The organism is Neorhizobium sp. SHOUNA12A, assembly GCF_023006505.1.
Classification (GTDB): domain Bacteria; phylum Pseudomonadota; class Alphaproteobacteria; order Rhizobiales; family Rhizobiaceae; genus Neorhizobium.
The window spans coordinates 23,765-43,845 of the sequence record NZ_JALBGV010000015.1; the positions used below are offsets into that span (position 1 = coordinate 23,765).

The 20,081-nt window shown below is 61.4% G+C and carries 17 protein-coding genes; 11 read left to right on the forward strand and 6 right to left on the reverse strand.

The window, feature by feature from the left end; translation table 11 throughout:
• Nucleotides 1-28 precede the first annotated feature (28 nt).
• From folD to MOV63_RS09635, 7 genes are all read left to right on the forward strand, one after another.
• Entirely contained in the window at nucleotides 29-928 is a 900-nt protein-coding gene (gene folD / locus MOV63_RS09605) for a bifunctional methylenetetrahydrofolate dehydrogenase/methenyltetrahydrofolate cyclohydrolase FolD (protein WP_247033467.1), read from the forward strand.
• Between the two features lie 137 nt (nucleotides 929-1,065).
• Nucleotides 1,066-2,427, forward strand: coding sequence for an ABC transporter substrate-binding protein (locus MOV63_RS09610; protein ID WP_247033469.1), 1,362 nt, complete (start codon nucleotides 1,066-1,068; stop codon nucleotides 2,425-2,427).
• 92 nt (nucleotides 2,428-2,519) lie between these two features.
• Nucleotides 2,520-3,533 (forward strand): carbohydrate ABC transporter permease, encoded by a 1,014-nt coding sequence (locus MOV63_RS09615; protein WP_038539827.1) that lies wholly within the window; start codon nucleotides 2,520-2,522, stop codon nucleotides 3,531-3,533.
• A gap of 1 nt (nucleotide 3,534) precedes the next feature.
• Complete coding sequence (locus tag MOV63_RS09620) at nucleotides 3,535-4,695, forward strand: carbohydrate ABC transporter permease (RefSeq protein ID WP_038539829.1); 1,161 nt, start codon at nucleotides 3,535-3,537, stop codon at nucleotides 4,693-4,695.
• Between the two features lie 28 nt (nucleotides 4,696-4,723).
• The gene (locus tag MOV63_RS09625) at nucleotides 4,724-6,379 is read left to right on the forward strand and encodes an alpha-glucosidase family protein (RefSeq protein ID WP_247033471.1); all 1,656 of its coding nucleotides are present in this window, start codon (nucleotides 4,724-4,726) and stop codon (nucleotides 6,377-6,379) included.
• A gap of 18 nt (nucleotides 6,380-6,397) precedes the next feature.
• Nucleotides 6,398-7,486 carry an ABC transporter ATP-binding protein gene (locus MOV63_RS09630; protein ID WP_247033473.1) on the forward strand — a complete coding sequence of 363 codons (1,089 nt, stop codon included), beginning with the start codon at nucleotides 6,398-6,400 and terminating at the stop codon, nucleotides 7,484-7,486.
• Between the two features lie 177 nt (nucleotides 7,487-7,663).
• Entirely contained in the window at nucleotides 7,664-8,020 is a 357-nt protein-coding gene (locus MOV63_RS09635) for a hypothetical protein (protein ID WP_038539838.1), read from the forward strand.
• Between the two features lie 73 nt (nucleotides 8,021-8,093).
• Here MOV63_RS09635 and edd read toward each other — a convergent pair whose 3' ends face one another.
• The 5 genes from edd to MOV63_RS09660 form a co-directional block, all read right to left on the reverse strand.
• Nucleotides 8,094-9,911 carry a phosphogluconate dehydratase gene (gene edd / locus MOV63_RS09640; RefSeq protein ID WP_247033474.1) on the reverse strand — a complete coding sequence of 606 codons (1,818 nt, stop codon included), beginning with the start codon at nucleotides 9,909-9,911 and terminating at the stop codon, nucleotides 8,094-8,096.
• Nucleotides 9,912-10,008: 97 nt separating this feature from the next.
• Nucleotides 10,009-10,707 (reverse strand): 6-phosphogluconolactonase, encoded by a 699-nt coding sequence (gene pgl / locus MOV63_RS09645; protein ID WP_247033475.1) that lies wholly within the window; start codon nucleotides 10,705-10,707, stop codon nucleotides 10,009-10,011.
• 5 nt (nucleotides 10,708-10,712) lie between these two features.
• On the reverse strand, nucleotides 10,713-12,185 hold the full coding sequence (zwf, locus tag MOV63_RS09650; protein WP_247033476.1) for a glucose-6-phosphate dehydrogenase: 1,473 nt from the start codon (nucleotides 12,183-12,185) through the stop codon (nucleotides 10,713-10,715).
• Between the two features lie 101 nt (nucleotides 12,186-12,286).
• Entirely contained in the window at nucleotides 12,287-13,588 is a 1,302-nt protein-coding gene (locus tag MOV63_RS09655) for an FAD-binding oxidoreductase (RefSeq protein WP_247033478.1), read from the reverse strand.
• A gap of 10 nt (nucleotides 13,589-13,598) precedes the next feature.
• Nucleotides 13,599-15,038, reverse strand: a complete 1,440-nt coding sequence (locus MOV63_RS09660; protein ID WP_247033480.1) for a glutamine synthetase family protein — start codon at nucleotides 15,036-15,038, stop codon at nucleotides 13,599-13,601.
• A gap of 126 nt (nucleotides 15,039-15,164) precedes the next feature.
• Between MOV63_RS09660 and MOV63_RS09665 the strand changes: the two genes are divergently transcribed.
• From MOV63_RS09665 to MOV63_RS09680, 4 genes are all read left to right on the forward strand, one after another.
• Nucleotides 15,165-16,346: an NAD(P)/FAD-dependent oxidoreductase gene (locus MOV63_RS09665; RefSeq protein WP_293405118.1), complete on the forward strand. Its 1,182-nt coding sequence runs from the start codon at nucleotides 15,165-15,167 to the stop codon at nucleotides 16,344-16,346.
• A gap of 141 nt (nucleotides 16,347-16,487) precedes the next feature.
• Complete coding sequence (locus MOV63_RS09670) at nucleotides 16,488-16,625, forward strand: hypothetical protein (RefSeq protein WP_247033482.1); 138 nt, start codon at nucleotides 16,488-16,490, stop codon at nucleotides 16,623-16,625.
• Nucleotides 16,626-16,845: 220 nt separating this feature from the next.
• Entirely contained in the window at nucleotides 16,846-18,681 is a 1,836-nt protein-coding gene (locus MOV63_RS09675; RefSeq protein ID WP_247033484.1) for a methyl-accepting chemotaxis protein, read from the forward strand.
• A 280-nt stretch (nucleotides 18,682-18,961) separates the two neighbouring features.
• Nucleotides 18,962-19,825, forward strand: coding sequence for a LysR family transcriptional regulator (locus MOV63_RS09680; protein WP_247033486.1), 864 nt, complete (start codon nucleotides 18,962-18,964; stop codon nucleotides 19,823-19,825).
• 13 nt (nucleotides 19,826-19,838) lie between these two features.
• On the opposite strand, the gene MOV63_RS09685 is transcribed toward MOV63_RS09680, so the two are convergent.
• The gene (locus tag MOV63_RS09685) at nucleotides 19,839-20,078 is read right to left on the reverse strand and encodes a hypothetical protein (RefSeq protein ID WP_038539861.1); all 240 of its coding nucleotides are present in this window, start codon (nucleotides 20,076-20,078) and stop codon (nucleotides 19,839-19,841) included.
• Between the last annotated feature and the right edge of the window lie 3 nt (nucleotides 20,079-20,081).

The window sequence follows — 20,081 nt, forward strand, 5'->3', positions numbered from 1 at the left end:
TGGTGGCGGTTTCAAGCGGGAGGTGCGCATGGCTGTGGTAATCGATGGTAAAGAAGTGGCGGCATCCGTCATCGCTGCCGTGACCCAGGCGTCGGGCTCTCTCGAATACGAAACCGGCGTGAAGCCGGGCCTTGCGGTCGTCATCGTCGGCGACGATCCGGCCAGCCATGCCTATGTCAATTCCAAGAGCAAGATGGCCAAGCAGTGTGGGTTCAACTCGATCCAGCACAGCCTGCCTGAAGACACCACCCAGGAGACGCTGGAAAAGCTGGTGGCGGAGCTCAACGCCGATCCGGCCATCAACGGCATCCTCGTCCAGCTGCCGCTGCCGAAACACCTGAACGCAGAGCCTGTCATCTTGTCGATCTCGCCGGAAAAGGACGTCGATGGCCTGCACGTCGTCAACGCCGGCAAGATCGCCACAGGCGACCTGGAGACCGGCTTGATCTCCTGCACCCCTGCCGGCGCCATGCTGCTGGTCAACCGTATACATGGCCGTGATCTGTCGGGCCTCAACGCCGTCGTCATCGGTCGTTCCAACCTGTTCGGCAAGCCGATGGGCCTGCTGCTCCTTGCAGCCAATGCGACCGTTACCATGGCGCATTCGAAAACGAAGGATCTCGCGGGCGTCTGCCGCAATGCCGATATCCTGGTCGCCGCCGTCGGCCGCCCGCAGATGGTCAAGGCCGACTGGGTGAAGCCCGGGGCAACCGTCATTGACGTCGGCATCAACCGCGTTGCCGCCCCCGACAAGGGCGAGGGCAAGTCCCGGCTGGTCGGCGATGTGGCCTATGCGGAAGCCGCTGAAGTCGCTGGCGCCATCACCCCGGTCCCCGGCGGCGTCGGCCCAATGACCATCGCCATGCTGATGGCCAACACCGTCATTGCCGCTTATCGCACGGCCGGCAAAACCGCACCCAGATTCTGATCCCGCGGGGACGGATTTTTTCATTTGTTCCACGCGGCCTGCGCAGGGGTTGACTCCTCAGCGAGAGCGTTAAATCTCTCCCATGTTGTAAACTCCCGGCAAGGTAGCAAAAGTCGGGACAACGGGAGGATTATTTCATGAAGGCATCATTTTGGATCGGTACGGCGCTGGCAGCGCTTCTTGCCGGTGGCGCGGTCGCCCAGGAGCTGAAATTCGCGCCCGGCCAGGATTCTAAATTTACCTGGAAGAGCTATGAGGATTTCAAGGCTGCCCACGCCAACCTCAAAGGGCAGAGCCTGACGCTTTTCGGCCCCTGGCGCGGCGAGGACGAAGTGCTGTTTAACAGCGTTCTGGCCTATTTCAACGCCGCGACCGGCATCAACGGCCGCTATTCTTCCTCGGAAAACTACGAGCAGCAGATCGTCATCGACACGCAGGCCGGTTCTCCGCCGAACATCGCCATCATTCCGCAGCCCGGCCTTCTGGCCGATCTTGCCGCCAAGGGGTTCCTGACCTCGCTCGGCCAGGAGAACTCCGACTGGGTCAAGACCAACTACGGCTCTGGCGGAGACTGGATCCGTTATGGCACCTACAAGGGCAAGGACGGCAAGGAGGCCTATTTCGGCTTCCCCTTCAAGGCCGATTTCAAGTCCATGGTCTGGTATGTGCCCGAAAACTTCGAGGAGGCCGGCTACGAAGTTCCGAAGACCATGGAAGACCTGATCAAGCTCAGCGACCAGATCGTCAAGGACGGCGGGGTTCCGTGGTGCATCGGTCTCGGCTCCGGCGGCGCGACGGGCTGGCCGGCGACCGACTGGGTCGAGGATATGATGTTGCGCACCCAGAAGCCGGAAGTCTACGACAAGTGGGTGAGCAATGAAGTCAAGTTCAATGATCCGGCTGTTATTGGCGCGATTGATGAATTCGGCAAGTTCGCCAAGAATCCCAAATATGTGAGCGGCGGCGTCGCGGCCGTTGCCTCCACCGATTTCCGCGACAGCCCGAAGGGCCTCTTCGGCATTCCGCCGAAATGCTACCTGCATCACCAGGCATCCTTCGTGCCGTCCTTTTTCCCGCCGGATACCAAGCTCGGCACCGATGCCGACTTCTTCTACCTGCCGACCTATGCTTCGAAGCCGGAGCTCGGAACGCCGGTCCTCGGCGCCGGCACGATGTTTGCCATCACCAAGGATTCGCCTACCGCCAAGGCGTTCATCGAATTCCTGAAAACGCCGATTGCCCACGAGGTCTGGATGGCGCAGTCATCGTTCCTGACGCCGTTCAAGGGCGCCAATCCGAATGCCTATGCCAATGATGTCCTGAAGAAGCAGGGCGAACTTCTGACCACCGCCACGACCTTCCGCTTCGACGCCTCCGACCTGATGCCCGGCAAGATCGGCGCCGGCGCGTTCTGGACCGGCATGGTCGACTATGTCGGCGGCAAGGACGCAAAGACTGTCGCGACCGACATCCAGAAGGCTTGGGACGGTCTGAAATAAGCCTCCCCCAGTAGGCTCTCAAATACGACCGCGCCGGATGCCGGCGCGGTACAATAAAAAGCTACGCATAAAACGGTGAAAAGGGGAGAGCCATGATATCGCAGATCGTTTCAGCCGTCGGCGTCGTGATCGCCGGCGTTTTCGTCTGTGCCTTATATTACTGGCTCTCCGATAAGATCCTGCAGATCGTCTTTCCCGTGCCGGTGGACAATGTCCGCGCCGCTTCCGTCAACCTCAACCGCCGCGCCATGGTGCGTCCCTGGTTGTTTCTCGGCCCTGCGCTGCTCCTGCTGGTCGTCTATCTCGTTTATCCGGTCGTCGCGACCTTCTTCCTTTCCTTCTACGATCGGTCGGGCGGCAATTTCGTCGGCCTTGCGAACTATCGCTGGGCCATCCAGGACGCGCAGTTCCGCCAGTCCATCTTCAACAACATCCTCTGGCTCGCAGTGGTGCCCGCAGCATGTACCTTCTTCGGCCTCGTCATCGCCGTGCTGACCGACCGCATCTGGTGGGGCAACCTCGCCAAAAGCCTGATCTTCATGCCGATGGCGATTTCCTTCGTCGGCGCTTCGGTCATCTGGAAGTTCATCTACGAATATCGCGGCGGCAGCGAAACGCAGATTGGCCTGCTTAACGCCATCGTGCAGGCCATTGGCGGCTCTCCGCAGGTGTGGATCTCGCTGCCGTTCTGGAACAACTTTTTCCTGATGGCGATCCTCATCTGGATCCAGACGGGCTTTGCCATGGTCATCCTCTCGGCGGCACTTCGTGGCATCCCCGAGGAGACGATCGAGGCGGCGGTGATCGACGGCGCCAATGGCTGGCAGATCTTCTGGAAGATCATGGTGCCGCAGATCTGGGGCACGATCGCCGTCGTCTGGACGACGATCACCATTCTGGTGCTGAAGGTCTTCGATATCGTGCTGACCATGACCAACGGCCAGTGGAACACCATGGTTCTGGCGAACCTGATGTTCGACTGGATGTTCCGCGGAGGGGGCGACAGTGGCCGAAGTGCGGTCATCGCGCTGGTCATCATGGCTGCCGTCACCCCGATCATGATCTGGAACATCCGCCAGGCGAACAAGGAAATGGGAGGCCATTGAGATGAGCGCAGTTGTAAGCCTTCGCCGTATCGGCCTTCCACGCCTCATCGTCCACGCCTCCGTCCTCGTCATCTGCTTCATCTGGCTGATCCCGACGCTCGGCATCCTCGTCACCTCCTTCCGCGAAGCGGGCCAGATCACCGCATCGGGCTGGTGGACGGCCTTCACGGGCGCTGCCGAGACGAGTGCTGCACGCCTCGGCGAACCTTCGACAGCCAAGCAGAATGGCGCGACTTATGTTATTTCGGGTTCGGTCTTCGAAGGCGGGAAGGGGGGCAGCGTGCGCGCCTTCGGCACCCGCGTCGCCGCTCCAACCGAGTTTGCAGCAGGAAAGCCGGCCGATATCGGCGACGGCGAGACGCTGACCATCAATGAAGACGGCAGTTATACCTATTCCAAGAATGCGCCGTTCGAGAGCGGGCGCGGTAAACGCGTCTACCTCTCCGTCGCGACGCCGCCATCCTTCACCACCGAAAATTACCGCACGGTGCTGACCTCTCAAGGGATAGGCCAGTCCTTCGTCAACTCCCTGACGGTCGCGGTTCCCGCAACCATTATTCCCATCCTGATCGCAGCCTTTGCCGCCTACGCTCTGTCCTGGATGGAATTTCCCGGGCGCGCCCTCATCATCGCCCTGGTGGTCGGGCTGATCGTCGTGCCTTTGCAGATGTCGCTCATTCCGCTTCTGAAGATGTACAACGAGATCGGCAATTTCTTCGGCGTGCCGTCTCGCAGTTATGCGGGCATCTGGCTTGCGCACTCCGCCTTCGGCATGCCGCTCGCGATCTATCTCCTGCGCAACTATATTTCCGGTCTGCCGCGGGAAATCATCGAATCCGCCCGCGTAGATGGCGCCAGCGATTTCGAGATCTTCGTCAAGATCATCCTTCCGCTCTCATTTCCGGCGCTCGCATCCTTCTCGATCTTCCAGTTCCTGTGGACGTGGAACGACCTCCTCGTCGCCATGGTCTTCCTCGGAACCGGCAAGGATCAGCTGGTCCTCACCGGCGCTCTGAACGCGCTTCTGGGTTCAATGGGTGGAAAGTGGGAAATCCTGACGGCTTCGGCCTTCATAACGATCGTCGTGCCGATTATCGTCTTTTTCGCGCTTCAGCGGTATCTCGTCCGCGGACTGCTTGCCGGCTCCGTCAAGGGCGGCTGATCAACATCGAACGACAACAGGATATTGAATGAGCGTTTCAGCAGAAGCCCCCGCAGCACCGGACAAGGACTGGTGGCGTGGGGCCGTTATTTATCAGATTTACCCGCGCTCCTACCAGGACTCGAACGGCGACGGCATCGGCGATCTGAAGGGCATCACCGCCCGCCTGCCGCATGTCGCAGCGCTTGGCGCCGATGCGATCTGGATCTCGCCCTTCTTTCCGTCGCCGATGCGGGATTTCGGCTATGACGTCTCGAACTATACGGATGTCGATCCGATGTTCGGCTCGCTGTCGGATTTCGACGGTCTGATTTCCGAAGCGCACCGGCTCGGCATCAAGGTGATGATCGATCTCGTGATGTCGCACAGCTCCGACCAGCACCACTGGTTCATCGAGAGCCGGTCGAGCCGCGTCAACCCCAAGTCGGACTGGTATGTCTGGGCCGACGCCAAACCGGATGGCACGCCACCCAACAACTGGCTATCGATCTTCGGCGGGTCGGCCTGGCATTGGGACCCGACGCGCATGCAATATTACATGCACAACTTCCTGACCTCGCAGCCGGATCTCAATCTGCACAATGCCGAAGTCCAGGATGCGCTGCTCGACATGACCCGCTTCTGGCTGAAGCGCGGCGTAGACGGGTTCCGGCTCGACACGATCAACTTCTATTTCCACGACAAGGACCTGCGCGATAACCCGGCGCTCGATCCCTCGCGCCGTAACGCCTCCACCGCGCCGGCCGTGAACCCCTATAATTTCCAGGAGCATCTCTACGACAAGAACCGCCCGGAGAACCTGGAATTCCTGCGGCGTTTCCGCGCCGTGCTCGACGAGTTCCCGGCGATCGCCGCCGTCGGCGAGGTTGGTGACAGCCAACGGGGCCTGGAGATCGTCGGCGAGTATACGTCCGGCAACGACAAGATGCAGATGTGCTACGCGTTCGAATTCCTGGCGCCTGATCCGCTGACGCCGGCGCGTGTCTCCGAAGTGCAAAAGGCATTCTCTATCGCTGCACCGGATGGCTGGGCCTGCTGGGCCTTTTCCAACCACGATGTGGTGCGCCATGTCAGCAGATGGGGCCACGACGTTCTCGATCGCGACAGTTACGCCAAGATGGCGTCCGCCATCCTGATGTCCCAGCGCGGCTCGGTCTGCATCTATCAGGGCGAGGAACTCGGATTGACCGAGGCCGACATCGCCTATGCCGACCTTCAGGATCCCTACGGCATTCAGTTCTGGCCGGAATTCAAGGGCCGCGACGGTTGCCGCACGCCGATGGTCTGGGACAGCCAAGCACTGCAGGCTGGCTTCTCCACGGCGGAGAAAACCTGGCTGCCTATCCCGGTCGAGCATCAGCTTCGGGCCGTCGGCGCTCAGTACGGCGATCCAGCATCTGTTCTGGAACAGTACCGACGGTTCCTCGCCTTCCGCAAGCAGCACCCGGCTTTTGCCAAGGGCGAGATCAAATTCCTGGCCGAGGACGGCGCCGTTCTCGGCTACAAGCGCCAATACGGCAACGAGACGGTGCTCTGCCTATTCAACATGAGCGCGGCGGAAACGGCAACCGAGCTGCCGACCGGCGATTGGGAAGTGCTGACTGGCCACGGCTTCGACAGTGGGCTGGAAGGCAGGCGAGTGGAGCTACCGGCCTGGGGGGCGTTCTTCGCCCATCACGCATAACGATAAAGGGGAGGAATCATGGCTGGCGTCATTCTGAAAGATATCCGCAAGGCCTATGGCCAAGTGAAGGTGCTGCACGGGATCGACCTGGAGATCAACCAGGGCGAGTTCGTGGTGTTTGTTGGGCCGTCCGGTTGCGGCAAGTCCACGCTGCTGCGGATGATCTCCGGCCTTGAAAGCATCACCGCCGGCGAGATGTTCATCGATGGCCAGGTCGTCAATGACGTGCCGCCGTCGCGGCGCGGCATCGCCATGGTCTTCCAATCCTACGCGCTTTATCCGCATATGACGGTCTATGACAACATGGCCTTCGGCATGCGGATCGCCAAGGAAAGCCGTGACGAGATCGACCGCCGGGTGCGCGCGGCGGCCGATATCCTCCAGCTCACGCCCTATCTCGACCGCCTTCCGAAGGCGCTGTCCGGCGGCCAGCGCCAGCGCGTCGCCATCGGTCGCGCCATCTGCCGCGATCCGAAGGTGTTTCTGTTCGACGAACCGCTTTCCAATCTCGACGCCGCACTGCGCGTCGCCACCCGCATCGAGATCGCCAAGCTGAAGGATTCAATGCCGGATACGACGATGGTTTACGTGACGCACGACCAGGTGGAGGCGATGACGCTCGCCGATCGCATCGTCGTGCTCTCGGCCGGCCGCATCGAACAGGTCGGCGCCCCGCTCGAACTCTACGAGCGGCCGCAGAACCTCTTCGTCGCCCGCTTCATCGGCTCGCCGGCGATGAATATCATCCCGGCCACCATTGCCGAAACCGGCGAGATGACCGCGGTTGCGCTGAAGGGTGGAAAATCAGTGCGCATGCCGGTGCCGACGGCGGCTTCGGAAAAGGGCAAGACGGCCAGTTTCGGGGTGCGGCCGGAAGATTTGTCGATTGCCTCGGGCGAGGACTACCTCTTCGAAGGCCAGATCGGGATCATCGAGGCGCTCGGCGAGGTGACGCTACTTTACATCGAAGGATTGGCTGATCAGGAGCCGATCATCGCCAAGATCCCCGGCATTCTGCAGGTGAAGAAGGGCGAGACGATGCGCTTCTCAGCAGACCTCAAGAAACTGCACCTTTTCGATGCAGAAGGTAAGGCCTACCGCATCTAGGAGTAACCATCCGTTTACTGTGATCTTGCGATATGCAATTGGAGTTGTTCTGATTTGGGACTTCAAAACTCTCTGTTAAATTTCGCCGGCTAGGCTTCTCCTGTAAAGCAATGGAGGGATGTCGTGAGCGCGGCTCCAAGTAACAAAAATCACTTTTTGAACAAGGAAGAGTCTTTCATGTACGACCGGGAAGCCCGGTTCAAAATGGAAGACACGATGAATGCGGCGCGGATCGAATATACCGAAAATGGCGTGATGAACATGGCGCAGCGTCGCTGCGACGTCATTCGGATCTCGATGAGCGGCGCCGTTCTCGGCATCCTGACCCAATATAATCTGCCGAAGCAGTTTTATCTCGACATTCCCGACGCGCGCATTTCCAAGGTCGGTTGCCTGCTGATGCGCACCAATGCCAACAACACGATCGAGGTTCGTTTCCTGTCTCTTCTCACCAAGAAGGAGCTTGATCGCATCTTCATATTCTCGACGCATCCGAACCATCGCGACCGGACGATGGATATCCGCTCCTGGTAACGCGGCTCGTGGCTTGACATGGAAGCGGCGGCTCCAGGGCCGCCGTTTTTGTTTCTACCGGCAATCGGCCTGTTTACGCAAACACGCTGGCGCCCATGTCCGCGGTGCCGACATGGCGGCGGAAGGGGGCGAAGAGTTCGCGGCCCATGCCGAACTCATTGTCGGAAAGGTCGACGACGACCGGTGTACGAGCCTCAAACTCCGCGGCGTCCACCAGCACTTCCAGTGTGCCTGCGACAGCGTCGAGGCGGATCATGTCGCCGTCCTTGATCTTGGCGATCGGGCCGCCATCGCAGGCTTCCGGGGTGATGTGGATTGCCGCCGGCACCTTGCCGGAGGCGCCGGACATGCGCCCGTCGGTCACTAACGCCACCTTGAACCCACGGTCCTGCAGCACGCCGAGCGGCGGGGTGAGGCGGTGCAGTTCCGGCATGCCGTTCGCCTTCGGTCCCTGGAAGCGGACGACGGCGATGAAATCCTTGTTGAGCTCGCCGCGCTTGAACGCTTCCTGCAGCCCATGTTGGTCGTGGAAGACGATCGCCGGCGCTTGGATGATGTGGCGTTCCGGCTTGACGGCGGAAATCTTGATGACCGCCTTGCCGAGGTTGCCCTTCAGCATCTTGAGGCCACCATTTGACTGGAAGGGGGTCTCGATCGGCGCCAGGACTTTCAGATCGCCGCTCTGATCCGGGATCGCTTCGCGGGTGACCTGACCGTTGGCGTCCAACTTCGCCTCGACCGTATAGGCTTCCAGCCCATGGCCGAAGACCGTGCGCACGTCGTCATGCACCATGCCAGTCTTCAGGAGCTGTTTGATCAGGAAGCCCATTCCGCCGGCGGCATGAAAATGGTTCACGTCGGCAAGCCCGTTCGGATAGACGCGCGCAAGCAACGGCACCACGTCGGAGAGCTCGGAAATATCCTGCCAGGTCAGCAGGATGCCGGCAGCGCGGGCCATGGCGACGAGGTGGAGGGTGTGATTGGTCGATCCGCCGGTCGCATGCAGGCCGACGACGCCGTTGACCACGGAGCGCTCGTCAATCATCTCGCCGGCAGGCGTGAATTCATTGCCGAGCGCCGTAATCGCCAGCGCCCGCTTGGCGGCCTCGCGGGTCAGCGCTTCGCGCAGCGGCGTGCCCGGATTGACGAAGGAGGCGCCGGGCATGTGGAAGCCCATGATCTCCATCAGCATCTGGTTGGAATTGGCGGTGCCGTAGAAGGTGCAGGTGCCGGGGCCGTGATAGGATTTCGATTCCGCCTCGAGCAGTTCGGCGCGGCCGACCTTGCCCTCCGCATAAAGCTGGCGGATGCGCGACTTCTCGTCGTTCGGAAGCCCCGTGGTCATCGGGCCGGTGGGAATGAAGACGGAGGGCAGGTGCCCGAAGCTGAGCGCCGCGATGACCAGGCCCGGCACGATCTTGTCGCAGATGCCGAGGAAGACGGCCGCGTCGAACATGTTGTGCGACAGGCCGATGCCGGCCGCCATGGCGATCGCATCGCGCGAGAACAGCGACAGTTCCATGCCCGGTTGCCCTTGGGTGACGCCGTCGCACATGGCCGGCACGCCACCGGCGACCTGGGCGATGCCACCGGCTTCCCGTGCCGCCTCGCGAATGATCGGCGGGAAGGTCTCATAGGGCTGGTGCGCCGAGAGCATGTCGTTATAGGCGGTGATGATGCCGAGGTTCGGGATGACGTCTCCTGCAAGCGCGTCCTTCTCGGCGGGGGAACAGACCGCAAAGCCATGGGCGAGATTGCCGCAGGAGAGCGTCGATCTGTGTGGCCCCTGCGTAGCCGCCCGCCGCACACGGTCGAGATAGGCCTCGCGATGGGGTTTCGAGCGTTCGACGATACGGGCGGTGATTGCCTCGATGCTGGAATGAGCGGCCATGGTCTTGTCCTCTTGTGCTCAACCCCGGCTTGGGAGGGACAGGACCTTGGGGAGGGCCCTAAGCCACCGGGATTGCTCGCGTTGAAAAGTCGGCGCTTTAAGGCGCCCAGAAAATCTGCAGCGGCGATGCGGCGCGGTTGAGCACGGCGCGGATCGGCATGTCCGTTTCGTCGGAGCCGGCCTTTGCCGCTTCGAGCACGTCCTTCTTGCCCTGGCCTTCGATATGCAGCGCCAGGAAACGGGCATCCGAAAGGCTGGCGAACGAGAAGGTCAGTCGCTCTTCGCCGGCACCTTCCGCCTGCATCGTCAGAACGCCGCGCGGCCCGGAAAGATCGAGTGCTCGGGCAAGATTATTCCCATGCGGGAAAAAGGATGCCGTGTGGCCGTCGCCGCCCATGCCGAGGATCGCCACGTCGAAAGGATGGCCGATACCGGCGGTCTTTTCGGTCGCGATCACGGCCGCTTCATCGATCGACGGCGCCTCGTAGTAGAGCGGGATGAAATGTGCCGTCGCCGCCTTGTCCTTCAGAAGATGCGTCGACACCAGAAGGTGGTTGGAACGCGAGCTGTCCGCCGGCACGAACCGTTCGTCGACCAGCGTCACCGAAACCTTGCCCCAGTCGATATCGCGGGTCGCCAGCGCCTCGAAGAACTTCTTCGGCGTCGAACCGCCCGAAACTGCGATCGAGGCCGCGCCCCGGTCGCGGATCGCTGTTTCAAGATGTGCCGCAACCTCGTCCGCCAGGCTGGCGGCGAGGGCTGCGGCATCCGCAAATTCATGCATCTTCGCGGTCATGACCCTCAACCCTCATGCCATGTCCGGCCGTCGCGCTCGATGAGGGCGATGGCCTGGCTCGGACCCCAGGTGCCGGCGGTGTAACCCTGCACCTGCTGGCCGGCGGCTTCCCAGCCTTTGAGGATCGGATCCACCCAGCGCCATGCGGCTTCCACCTCGTCGCGGCGCATGAACAGCGTCTGGTTGGAGCGGATCGTGTCGGTGAGCAGCCGCTCGTAGGCGTCCGGATTGCGCACCGAGAAGGCTTCCGCAAAGCTCATGTCGAGCGACACATTGCGCAGCCGCATGCCGCCCGGGCCCGGATCCTTAATCATCAGCGACTGCTTGACGCCTTCGTCCGGCTGCAGGCGGATGATCAGCTGGTTGGCCGAAATGCGCCCGGCAGCCGCATCGAAGATATTGTGCGGGATCGGCTTGAAGGTGATGACGATCTCGGACATGCGCGCTGCAAGCCGCTTGCCGGTGCGGATGTAGAAGGGAACGCCGGCCCAGCGCCAGTTGCCGATCTCGGCCTTGATGGCGACGAAGGTCTCGGTGTTGGAAATGCCGCCTTCGAGTTCGTCGAGATAACCCTTGACCGGACCGCCCGCGGATGCGCCGGCGCGGTACTGGCCTCGCACCGTCATCTGCTCGACATTGGCCTCGGTGATCGGCTTCAGGGCGCGCAGCACCTTGAGCTTCTCGTCGCGCACCGACTCCGAATTCATGGAGGAGGGCACTTCCATGGCGACAAGGCAGAGGAGCTGCAGGATGTGGTTCTGCACCATGTCGCGGAGCGCACCCGCCGTATCGTAATAACCGGCGCGGCCTTCTAGGCCGACGGCTTCGGCGACCGTGATTTGCACGTGGTCGATATGGTCGGCGTTCCACAGCGGCTCATAAAGCGCGTTGGCGAAACGCAGCGCCATCAGGTTCTGCACCGTCTCCTTGCCGAGATAGTGGTCGATGCGGAAAATCTGGTCTTCGTGGAAGGCCTTGCCGATCATGTCGTTGAGCTGCAGCGCCGATGCGAGGTCGCGGCCGATCGGCTTTTCGACGACGATGCGGGTCGACCTGGTGATCAGCTTGTGGTCACGGATCTTTTCGGAAATCGGGCCGAAAATGCCCGGCGCCACGGCCAGATAGAAGACGCGGATACGCTCCTTGCCATCGTCGAGCAGTTTCTTCAGTTCCGCCCAGCCTCCTTCGGCCTTTGCATCGACCGAGATGTAATAGATCCGCTGGAGGAATTTCTGGACTTCCGCTTCGTCGTATTCGCCCTGCTTCAGATGCTCTTTCAGGGCATCCTGGGCGAACTTGCGGTAATCCTCGTGCGAAAGCGCGCTGCGCGAGGCGCCGATGATGCGGGTTGGCTCGGTGAACTGCCCCTCGATCTGCCGGTGGTAGAGGGCCGGAAGGAGCTTGCGTTCCGCAAGGTCGCCGGTACCGCCGAACACGATACAATCAAAGGGTTCAACTGGGATGATCTGGCTGCTCATCGCTGTTCTTTCGTCCTGCATGGTTGGGTGCATACTTATTCTAATCGATTTAAAAACGCTAGCCCGAATTGGCTTCCGAAGTGTGTTGCGGACCCCTCTTGTCAGAGCCTGTCGCGCAGCGCAAACCACGTGAGGGCGAGGAAAAGCAGTGGGGTCCGCATGTGACGCCCGCCTGGGAAGGCGGGAATTTTGAGTGCGGCGAGGTGGTCGAGATCCGTCGCCTTGCCGCCGACCATATCAGCATAAAGTTTGCCACAATAGTTTGACAGCATCACACCATGGCCGGAATAACCGCCGATCGAGGTGACGCCGGGCATGACTTCGCGCACGAAAGGCTGGCGCGGCATGGTGATCCCGACATTTCCGCCCCAGGCATGGGTGATTTCAACGCCCTTCAGCGCCGGGTAGGTGTCGACGATCTGCCTGCGGATGGCCGTCGCGGTGTCCGCCGGATTGCTTGAGGTATAGACCTCCCGGCCGCCGAACAGCAGCCGATTGTCCCGGCTCTTGCGGAAATAGCGCACCACGAACCGCGAATCAGCAACGGCCTCGCCACCGGGAAGGACGGACGGAAAATCGTCGAGCGGCGCGGTCGCGGCGATGAAGGAGCCGATTGGCATGATATGCGCGGATGTAACCGGTTCGAGATCGCCGATATAGGCATTGGTGGCGATCAGCACCCGGTCGGCAGTCAGCGTGCCCCTGGGCGTCCGGACCAGGATCTTGCCGCCCGGTCCATTTCTGGTTTTTTCGATGCCCGTGGCGCGGGTCATCTCGAAAATCTGCGCGCCGGCCGCCTGCGCCACCCCGGCAAGTCCGACCAGCAGCTTCAGCGGCTGGATATGGCCGGTGCCGGTATCGCGCACCCCGCAATAATAATCTTTCGTGCCGAGCCGCTCGGCAGTCTCCCGGCCATCCATGAAGGAGATGTGCGGATAACCGTAGCGCTCCGCTGCGATCTCGGCGGTCGCCCGATAATCCTTCTCGTGGCCCCGTTTGTGGGAAACGTTCATCTGTCCCGGCATGTACTCCATGTCGATGCCGTGGGTCTCGGCAAAGTCGAGGAGATGCCGCTTGGCGTTTTCGGCCATGTCGAACAGTGCCCTGGAGCGCTCGTAGCCGATCTCCTTTTCAAGATCCTCCGGCCACCAGCGCTGTCCGGTTCCCATCTGTCCGCCATTGCGGCCGGAGGCGCCGTCGCCGAACCGGCTGGCCTCGATCAGTGCGACGGAGATGCCCGCCTTTGCCAGATTGTAGGCTGCCTGCAGGCCGGTATAGCCGCCGCCGATGACCGCCACGTCGACCGTCTTCGATCCGTCGAGCGCCGGATAGGTCGGCCGCTCGCGGACTGTTGCCTGATACCAGGAAATCCCCGGTGCGATCGGGCTCTGCCATTCATCCAACGAGCAGCCCTCACACGTTGAGAAGCAGGAATTCCCGCTCCCAGGGGCTGATAACCTGCATGAAGGTCTCGAATTCGCCGCGCTTGACGCCCGCATAGAGGCCGATGAATTCCGAGCTGAAGACGCTGGCAAGCGCCGGATCGGATTCGAGCAGCGACACGGCTTCGAGCAGGCCGCGCGGCAGTTCGATCGACCCCTCGTTGGCTGTATCCTCGGTCGGCGGTCCCGGCTCGATCGCGTTCATGATGCCGAGCAGGCCGCAGCCGAGTGAGGCCGCAAGCGCCAGATAGGGATTGGCGTCCGAGCTTGGCAGGCGGTTTTCCACGCGGCGGGCATTCGCATCCGAGACCGGCACGCGGAAGGCGGTGGTCCGGTTGTCGTAACCCCAGGCATTGTTGACCGGCGCCGACATGTCGGGCGTCAGGCGGCGGTAGGAGTTCACATAGGGGGCCATCATGGCGAGCGTCTTCGGCACATAGGTCTGCATGCCGCCGATGAAGTGGAAAAATTCCTTGGAAGCCGAACCGTCCGGGTTCGAGAAGACGTTCTTGCCGGTCTTGATGTCGACCACCGACTGGTGGATGTGCATTGCCGAACCCGCCTGGCCCTGCATGGGCTTGGCCATGAACGTGGCGTAGATGCCGTGTTTCATGGCCGCCTCGCGGATGGTGCGCTTGAACATGAACACCTGGTCGGCGAGTTCGATAGGATCGCCATGGCGCAGGTTGATTTCGAGCTGCGCCGGGCCTTCCTCGTGGATCAGCGTATCGATCTCGAGGCCCTGCTTTTCCGAGAAATGGTAGATGTCGTCGATCAGCTCGTCGAATTCGTTGATGCCGGCGATCGAATAACCCTGGCCGCCGAGGATGGAGCGGCCGGACCGGCCTTTCGGCGGATGCAGCGGATAGTCCGGGTCGTCGTTCTTGGCGACGAGATAAAATTCGATTTCCGGCGCCACGACCGGTTTCCAGCCCCGCTCCTCATAGAGTTTGAGGATGTTCTTCAGCACGTTGCGCGGCGTATAGGGAACCGCCTTGCCTTCGGTATCAACGATGTCGCAGATCACCTGTGCGGTCGGGTCGGTTTCCCAGGGTACAACCGAAAGCGTCGAAAGATCCGGCACCAGCTTCAAATCGCTGTCGCGCGGTTCGTAGCGGAAGGTGCCGGTCTCTTCCGGGTATTCGCCGGAAATGGTGTGCCGGTAGAGGGCCGACGGCAGCGCCAGCGAGGTATTCGAGGTGAACTTCGAGGACGGCATCATCTTGCCGCGCGGCACGCCGGCGAGATCGGGCGTGATGCACTCGATATCCTCTATCCCCCGTGCCCGAAGCCACGCGGCGGCCTCCCGCCAGTCCGCGACACCTCTGAGCGAAGTGAGCGTCGGCTGGGCAGTCGCGGCTTTCGCCACGGTGCCGGTTGCGAGGGCGGGAGCGTTTTTTTTGCGCGGCATGACACATCGGGGTGAGGTTGATCGGATGTTCCATCATAACCACGGATTGGCGAATGGCGAGGGGGAGACGCCATTGACTTTGAGTTGCCGATCGAAAACAGCAGATATCGAAACAGGGAGCATGCGGTGACGCGGAAATTCGATGTCGTGGTTTTGGGCGCCGGCGGGGCCGGCATGATGTGCGCCATTCGCGCAGCCGGGCGCGGCCGTTCGGTGCTCGTGCTAGACCACGCCAAGGCGCCGGGCGAAAAGATCCGCATTTCCGGCGGCGGCCGCTGCAACTTTACCAATATCCATGCAAGCGCGAAAAACTATCTCTCCGCCAATCCGCATTTCGCCAAGTCGGCGCTCGCCCGGTACACGCCGCGCGATTTTCTGGACATGGTCGAACGCCACGGCATTCCTTGGCACGAAAAGACGCTCGGCCAGCTCTTCTGCGACGACAGCGCCAAGGACATTATCCGCATGCTGCTGTCCGAGATGAAAGCGGCGAACGTCGTGCTTGAACTGCAGAAGCAGGTCACGTCGATCGAAAAGACGCCAGAAGGTTTCCGCATCGGCACCTCCGATGGACCGGTGGAGGCGGCATCCCTGGTGGTTGCGACCGGCGGCAAGTCGATCCCCAAGATGGGCGCCACCGGTTTTGCCTACGATATAGCCCGGCAGTTCGGGCTGAAGATCGTCGAGACGCGGCCGGCGCTCGTGCCCCTGACGCTCGATCCGAACCTGCTCGAAAAGCTCTCGCCGCTTTCCGGCATCTCGGTGCCCGCCGAGGTCCGTCACGGCAGCACAGCGTTTCGCGAGGCACTGCTCTTCACCCACCGGGGTTTGAGCGGTCCGTCGATCCTGCAGATCTCCTCCTATTGGCGGGAAGGCGACGACGTGACGCTGGTCATCGAGCCCGATCTTGATATCGCAGCGATGCTCAAGACAGCCCGCAAGACCAACGGTCGCCAGGCGGCGCAAACGGTGCTGGCGGAGGTGCTGCCGAAACGACTGGCGCAATTCTTCGTCGAGGCGCGCGGCCTGACGGCCCATCTCGCCGATCTTTCCGGCAAGGCGATCGAGGGCCTGGCCGCCTCGATCCAGACCTGGCCCATCCGGCCCGCCGGCTCCGAAGGTTACCGGACGGCCGAGGTGACGCTCGGCGGCATCGATACGTCCGAACTGGACTCGAAGACAATGCAGGCAAAGGCGGTATCCGGCCTTTATTTCATCGGCGAATGCGTGGATGTGACCGGTTGGCTCGGCGGCTACAATTTCCAATGGGCCTGGGCTTCGGGCCATGTTTGTGGGGACGCATTGTAGTATAGGTTGATTCAGCAGTTGTTAATGTGAGCGCCCCATCCTGCCTTAATGCCAGCCAATTCCTGTGGTTTAAGGCAGGCATGCGCTTCCTGCCGGTGGCGGCTGGAGCGCCAGAGCAACTTGCCTTGGAGTGCCGTTTCCATGCAGAGACCCAGCCGTGCCCGCGCAATCGCAATCGCTAAGGTTCAGGATAACCAGAAGCTCATTCGCCTGCGTTTTCTCGCGATCGCCATCGGTGCAACGGCCGCGCTCCTCGCGCTTCCGACGCTTTTCTTCTAAGAGCTTCCGCTCTTCGATCTCATCGCGCGCCTGAATGGCGGCGGTCTCAAGCCACGCTCGCGGAGCGCTGGCGTCTTGTTTTGCGCATTTCCGACCTACGGTTTGCGTCAGCTCCGCACCTCGGCGGCCTCTTTAATTCAATACATTCAAATTTAGTAATTTTTCACTTCCGCCAGCGATATTCGGTCAGTTCATAGTTTTGTGGGGAAGCTGGCCTTTTATGATCAAAATCCTGCCGTCATCCGTGGTATCGCGGATCGTTCTTCTCTGCCTCTTGATGATCTTCCTCGCGGTGATAGCCGTTGGCGGTCTCACCTATGCATACCTGCGCGGCGATATCATGGATACGGCGAGGGGAGATGCGCGCAAGGCGATACGCACCATGAGCCTGCTTTACGATCTTGAGCTGGATGGCGCCAAAAGCGAGATCCGCGACGGCGCGGTCATCCGTGTCAGCCAAGGCGAGGGGACGGTGAAAGATCATGACATGGTCGATCGTACGGCAACTGCCATCGGTGGCGTCGCAACCCTGTTCGAAAAGAAGGGCACTGACTATGTCCGGATATCGACCAATGTGAAGACGGAAAAGGGCGAGCGGGCGGTCGGCACCAAGCTTGCCGCGGAGCACCCGGCGCAGCCGTTTCTGGCGCGCGGAGAGGCTTATTTCGGTCCCGCGGTGTTGTTCGGCAAGGATTTCATGACGGGTTATTTCCCGATCACCAATGCTTCGAACAACGTCATCGGCCTACTTTTCATAGGCATTCCGATGGAAGTCTATTTCGCCCATATCGCTACCGCGGGCTATGTCGTCATCGGCACGTCGCTCGCCGCTCTCCTCGTCGTCGGCATTGCAAGCCTGTTCGCCCTTCGTATGCTGCTCCGGCCGCTCGGCGTGCTGACCGGCACTGTACATGCGCTTGCCCAAGGCAATGACGCCACCGAAATACCCTATGCTGAACGCCGCAACGAATTCGGCAATATCGCCCGCGCCTTGGAAGTCTTCCGGGAAGCGGCGCGTGAGAAGCAACAGATGGAAAGCCGCAGTGCCGAGGATCGCGCCGAAGCGGAGGCCGAACGCCTTCGCAACGATGCCGAAAAACAACGTGTCGACCGTCAGATCGATACGGCCGTCAGCGAATTGGGTGCGGCTTTGGCCCGCCTAGCTGATGGCGATCTGTCGAGCACGATCGAGACGCAGTTCTCCGGTCGGCTGGAACAACTGCGCACCGACTTCAATGGCTCTATCATCCGGCTGCGCGATACGCTTTCTCACATCCGCCAAAGCACACTCTCCATCCAGAAGAGCAGTGCCGATCTCAGCCATTCCTCGGAAGAGCTTTCGCGACGCACCGAAACCCAGGCAGCTTCCCTCGAAGAGACGGCCGCCGCCGTTGATGAGATCACCGCAACGGTCCGTTCTTCGGCCGAACGCGCCCACGAGGCCAACCGCGCCGTTTCGCTTACCAAGAAAAGTGCCGACAGTTCCGGCACGGTGGTAAGCAATGCGGTCGGCGCCATGGGACGTATCGAGGAGGCTTCGGGGAAGATCGAGTTGATCATCGAGGTGATCGACGACATCGCTTTCCAGACCAACCTGCTGGCGCTCAATGCCGGCATCGAGGCGGCCCGGGCCGGCGAGGCCGGCAAGGGTTTTGCGGTCGTGGCGCAGGAAGTTCGCGAACTGGCGCAACGTTCCGCCAGTGCCGCCAAGGAAATCAAGGACCTGATCACCCAGTCGAGCCGGGAGGTCGGCTCCGGTGCCGGCCTGGTGCAGGAGGCGGGCGAAGTGCTGGCGGCGATCAGCCAGCAGATCACCGGCGTCAGCCAGCACGTGGAAATGATCGCGACCGCCAGCCAGGATCAGTCGGCCGCATTGCAGGACATCAACAACTCCGTCAACCGCATGGACCAGATGACCCAGCAGAACGGCGCGATGGTCGGCGAAACCACGGAAGCGAGCCGACGCCTTGCAAGCGAAGCGGATGCCCTGCTTCAACTGGTAGAGCAGTTCCGCATCGATACGAGCAGTCGTTCCCGTTACTCTCGCGCTGCGTAATATTTGCGGATGTCAAAGTAGGGGTGACGCCGCCTTTACGTCTGCTCCTGAACCGCAGCAGGCTGGCGAACCAGCTCGGATAGGGCTGGGCGTAACGTTCATAAAAATCGTTTTCCGCGGCTACGTCACGACGGATGGACTTTGTTCCGAAGGGATAGGAAAAGGCGGCTGCGACGATGTTCTCATGCATCGGAATTGCTCCGTTTGTGGAAATCGTCTCCTCTATTAAACCTCAAAAACTGCTTCTTGTACCGCCGATTTCCCGCTATGTCTTTCACTCATGAAAAACATCAACTGGGATGCCTACGAGCTTTTCATGCAGGTCGCCCGGCTTGGCGGCCTGTCCGGTGCTGCCGGCATCACCGGATTGAGCCCCGCGACGATCGGCCGGAGGATGCTCGATCTGGAAGAGGCAGTCGGGCGGCCGTTGTTTTTACGCAGCCGTACCGGCTATCAGCTGACCGCCGACGGGTCTGCGTTGCTTGCCCAGATTCTGGAGATGGAAGGCGCCGCCCGCCGCATCGAGAGCTGGAAACGGGAAGGCGCCGGTTCGACACTGGTGCGGGTCGCCTGCGGCACCTGGCTTGCCTGGATGTTCACCCGCAATCTCTCGCTTATCCGCACTGAGCGCGATGACTTCCGCCTCGATTTCTATGTCGCCGAGCGACGAGCGAGCCTTGTGCATCGGGAAAGCGATATCGGCATCCGCGCGTTCGAACCGGACGAGCCGAACCTCGCGGCGACCAGGCTCGGGGAAGTCGCCTATGCGGCCTATCGGGCCCGCAACGCCCATCCCTCGGCTGCCGAACGCTGGCTTGCGGTCTCGGAGGAGGACGCGATTTCCGCCTATTTGCGCTGGCCGCATCAGGAACGGGGAGGTCAGGTGGTCGTCACCGTCAACCGCCCGCGTTCTCTGCGTGATCTGGCACTTGGCGGCGCCGGGACCGCGGTCCTGCCCTGTTTCGTCGGCGATCAGGACATGCGGCTGGAGCGCGTCGGAGGAGAGATCGAAAGCCTGCGCCACAATCAGTGGATCGTCATGAACAACGACGATCGCCACCGCCGGGATATCCGCGCGGTGGTCGATCGGATGGTGAAGTTCGTCCGCGGCCACGGCCCGCTTTTCGCAGGCCGCCAGCCTTAAACCTGTCTTTCGATCACTGCATCCGGTTGGTGACGACGACCGGGATCATCAGGTCGCCCCAATGACCGCCGCCGCCATGGTGCCGGGCGGAACGGACGAGCTCCACCGAAACCCCGGCCTCGACCGCCTTCATGATTGCATGGTTGAGGCGGTGCAGATCGTTGGCAAGCGTGCGGATTGCTGCCTGCTGGTCGGGCGTCATCGCCGTCGACTGCTCTTCTGCGCGTTCCTTGACGTGGGTCTGGATGTTCATGTC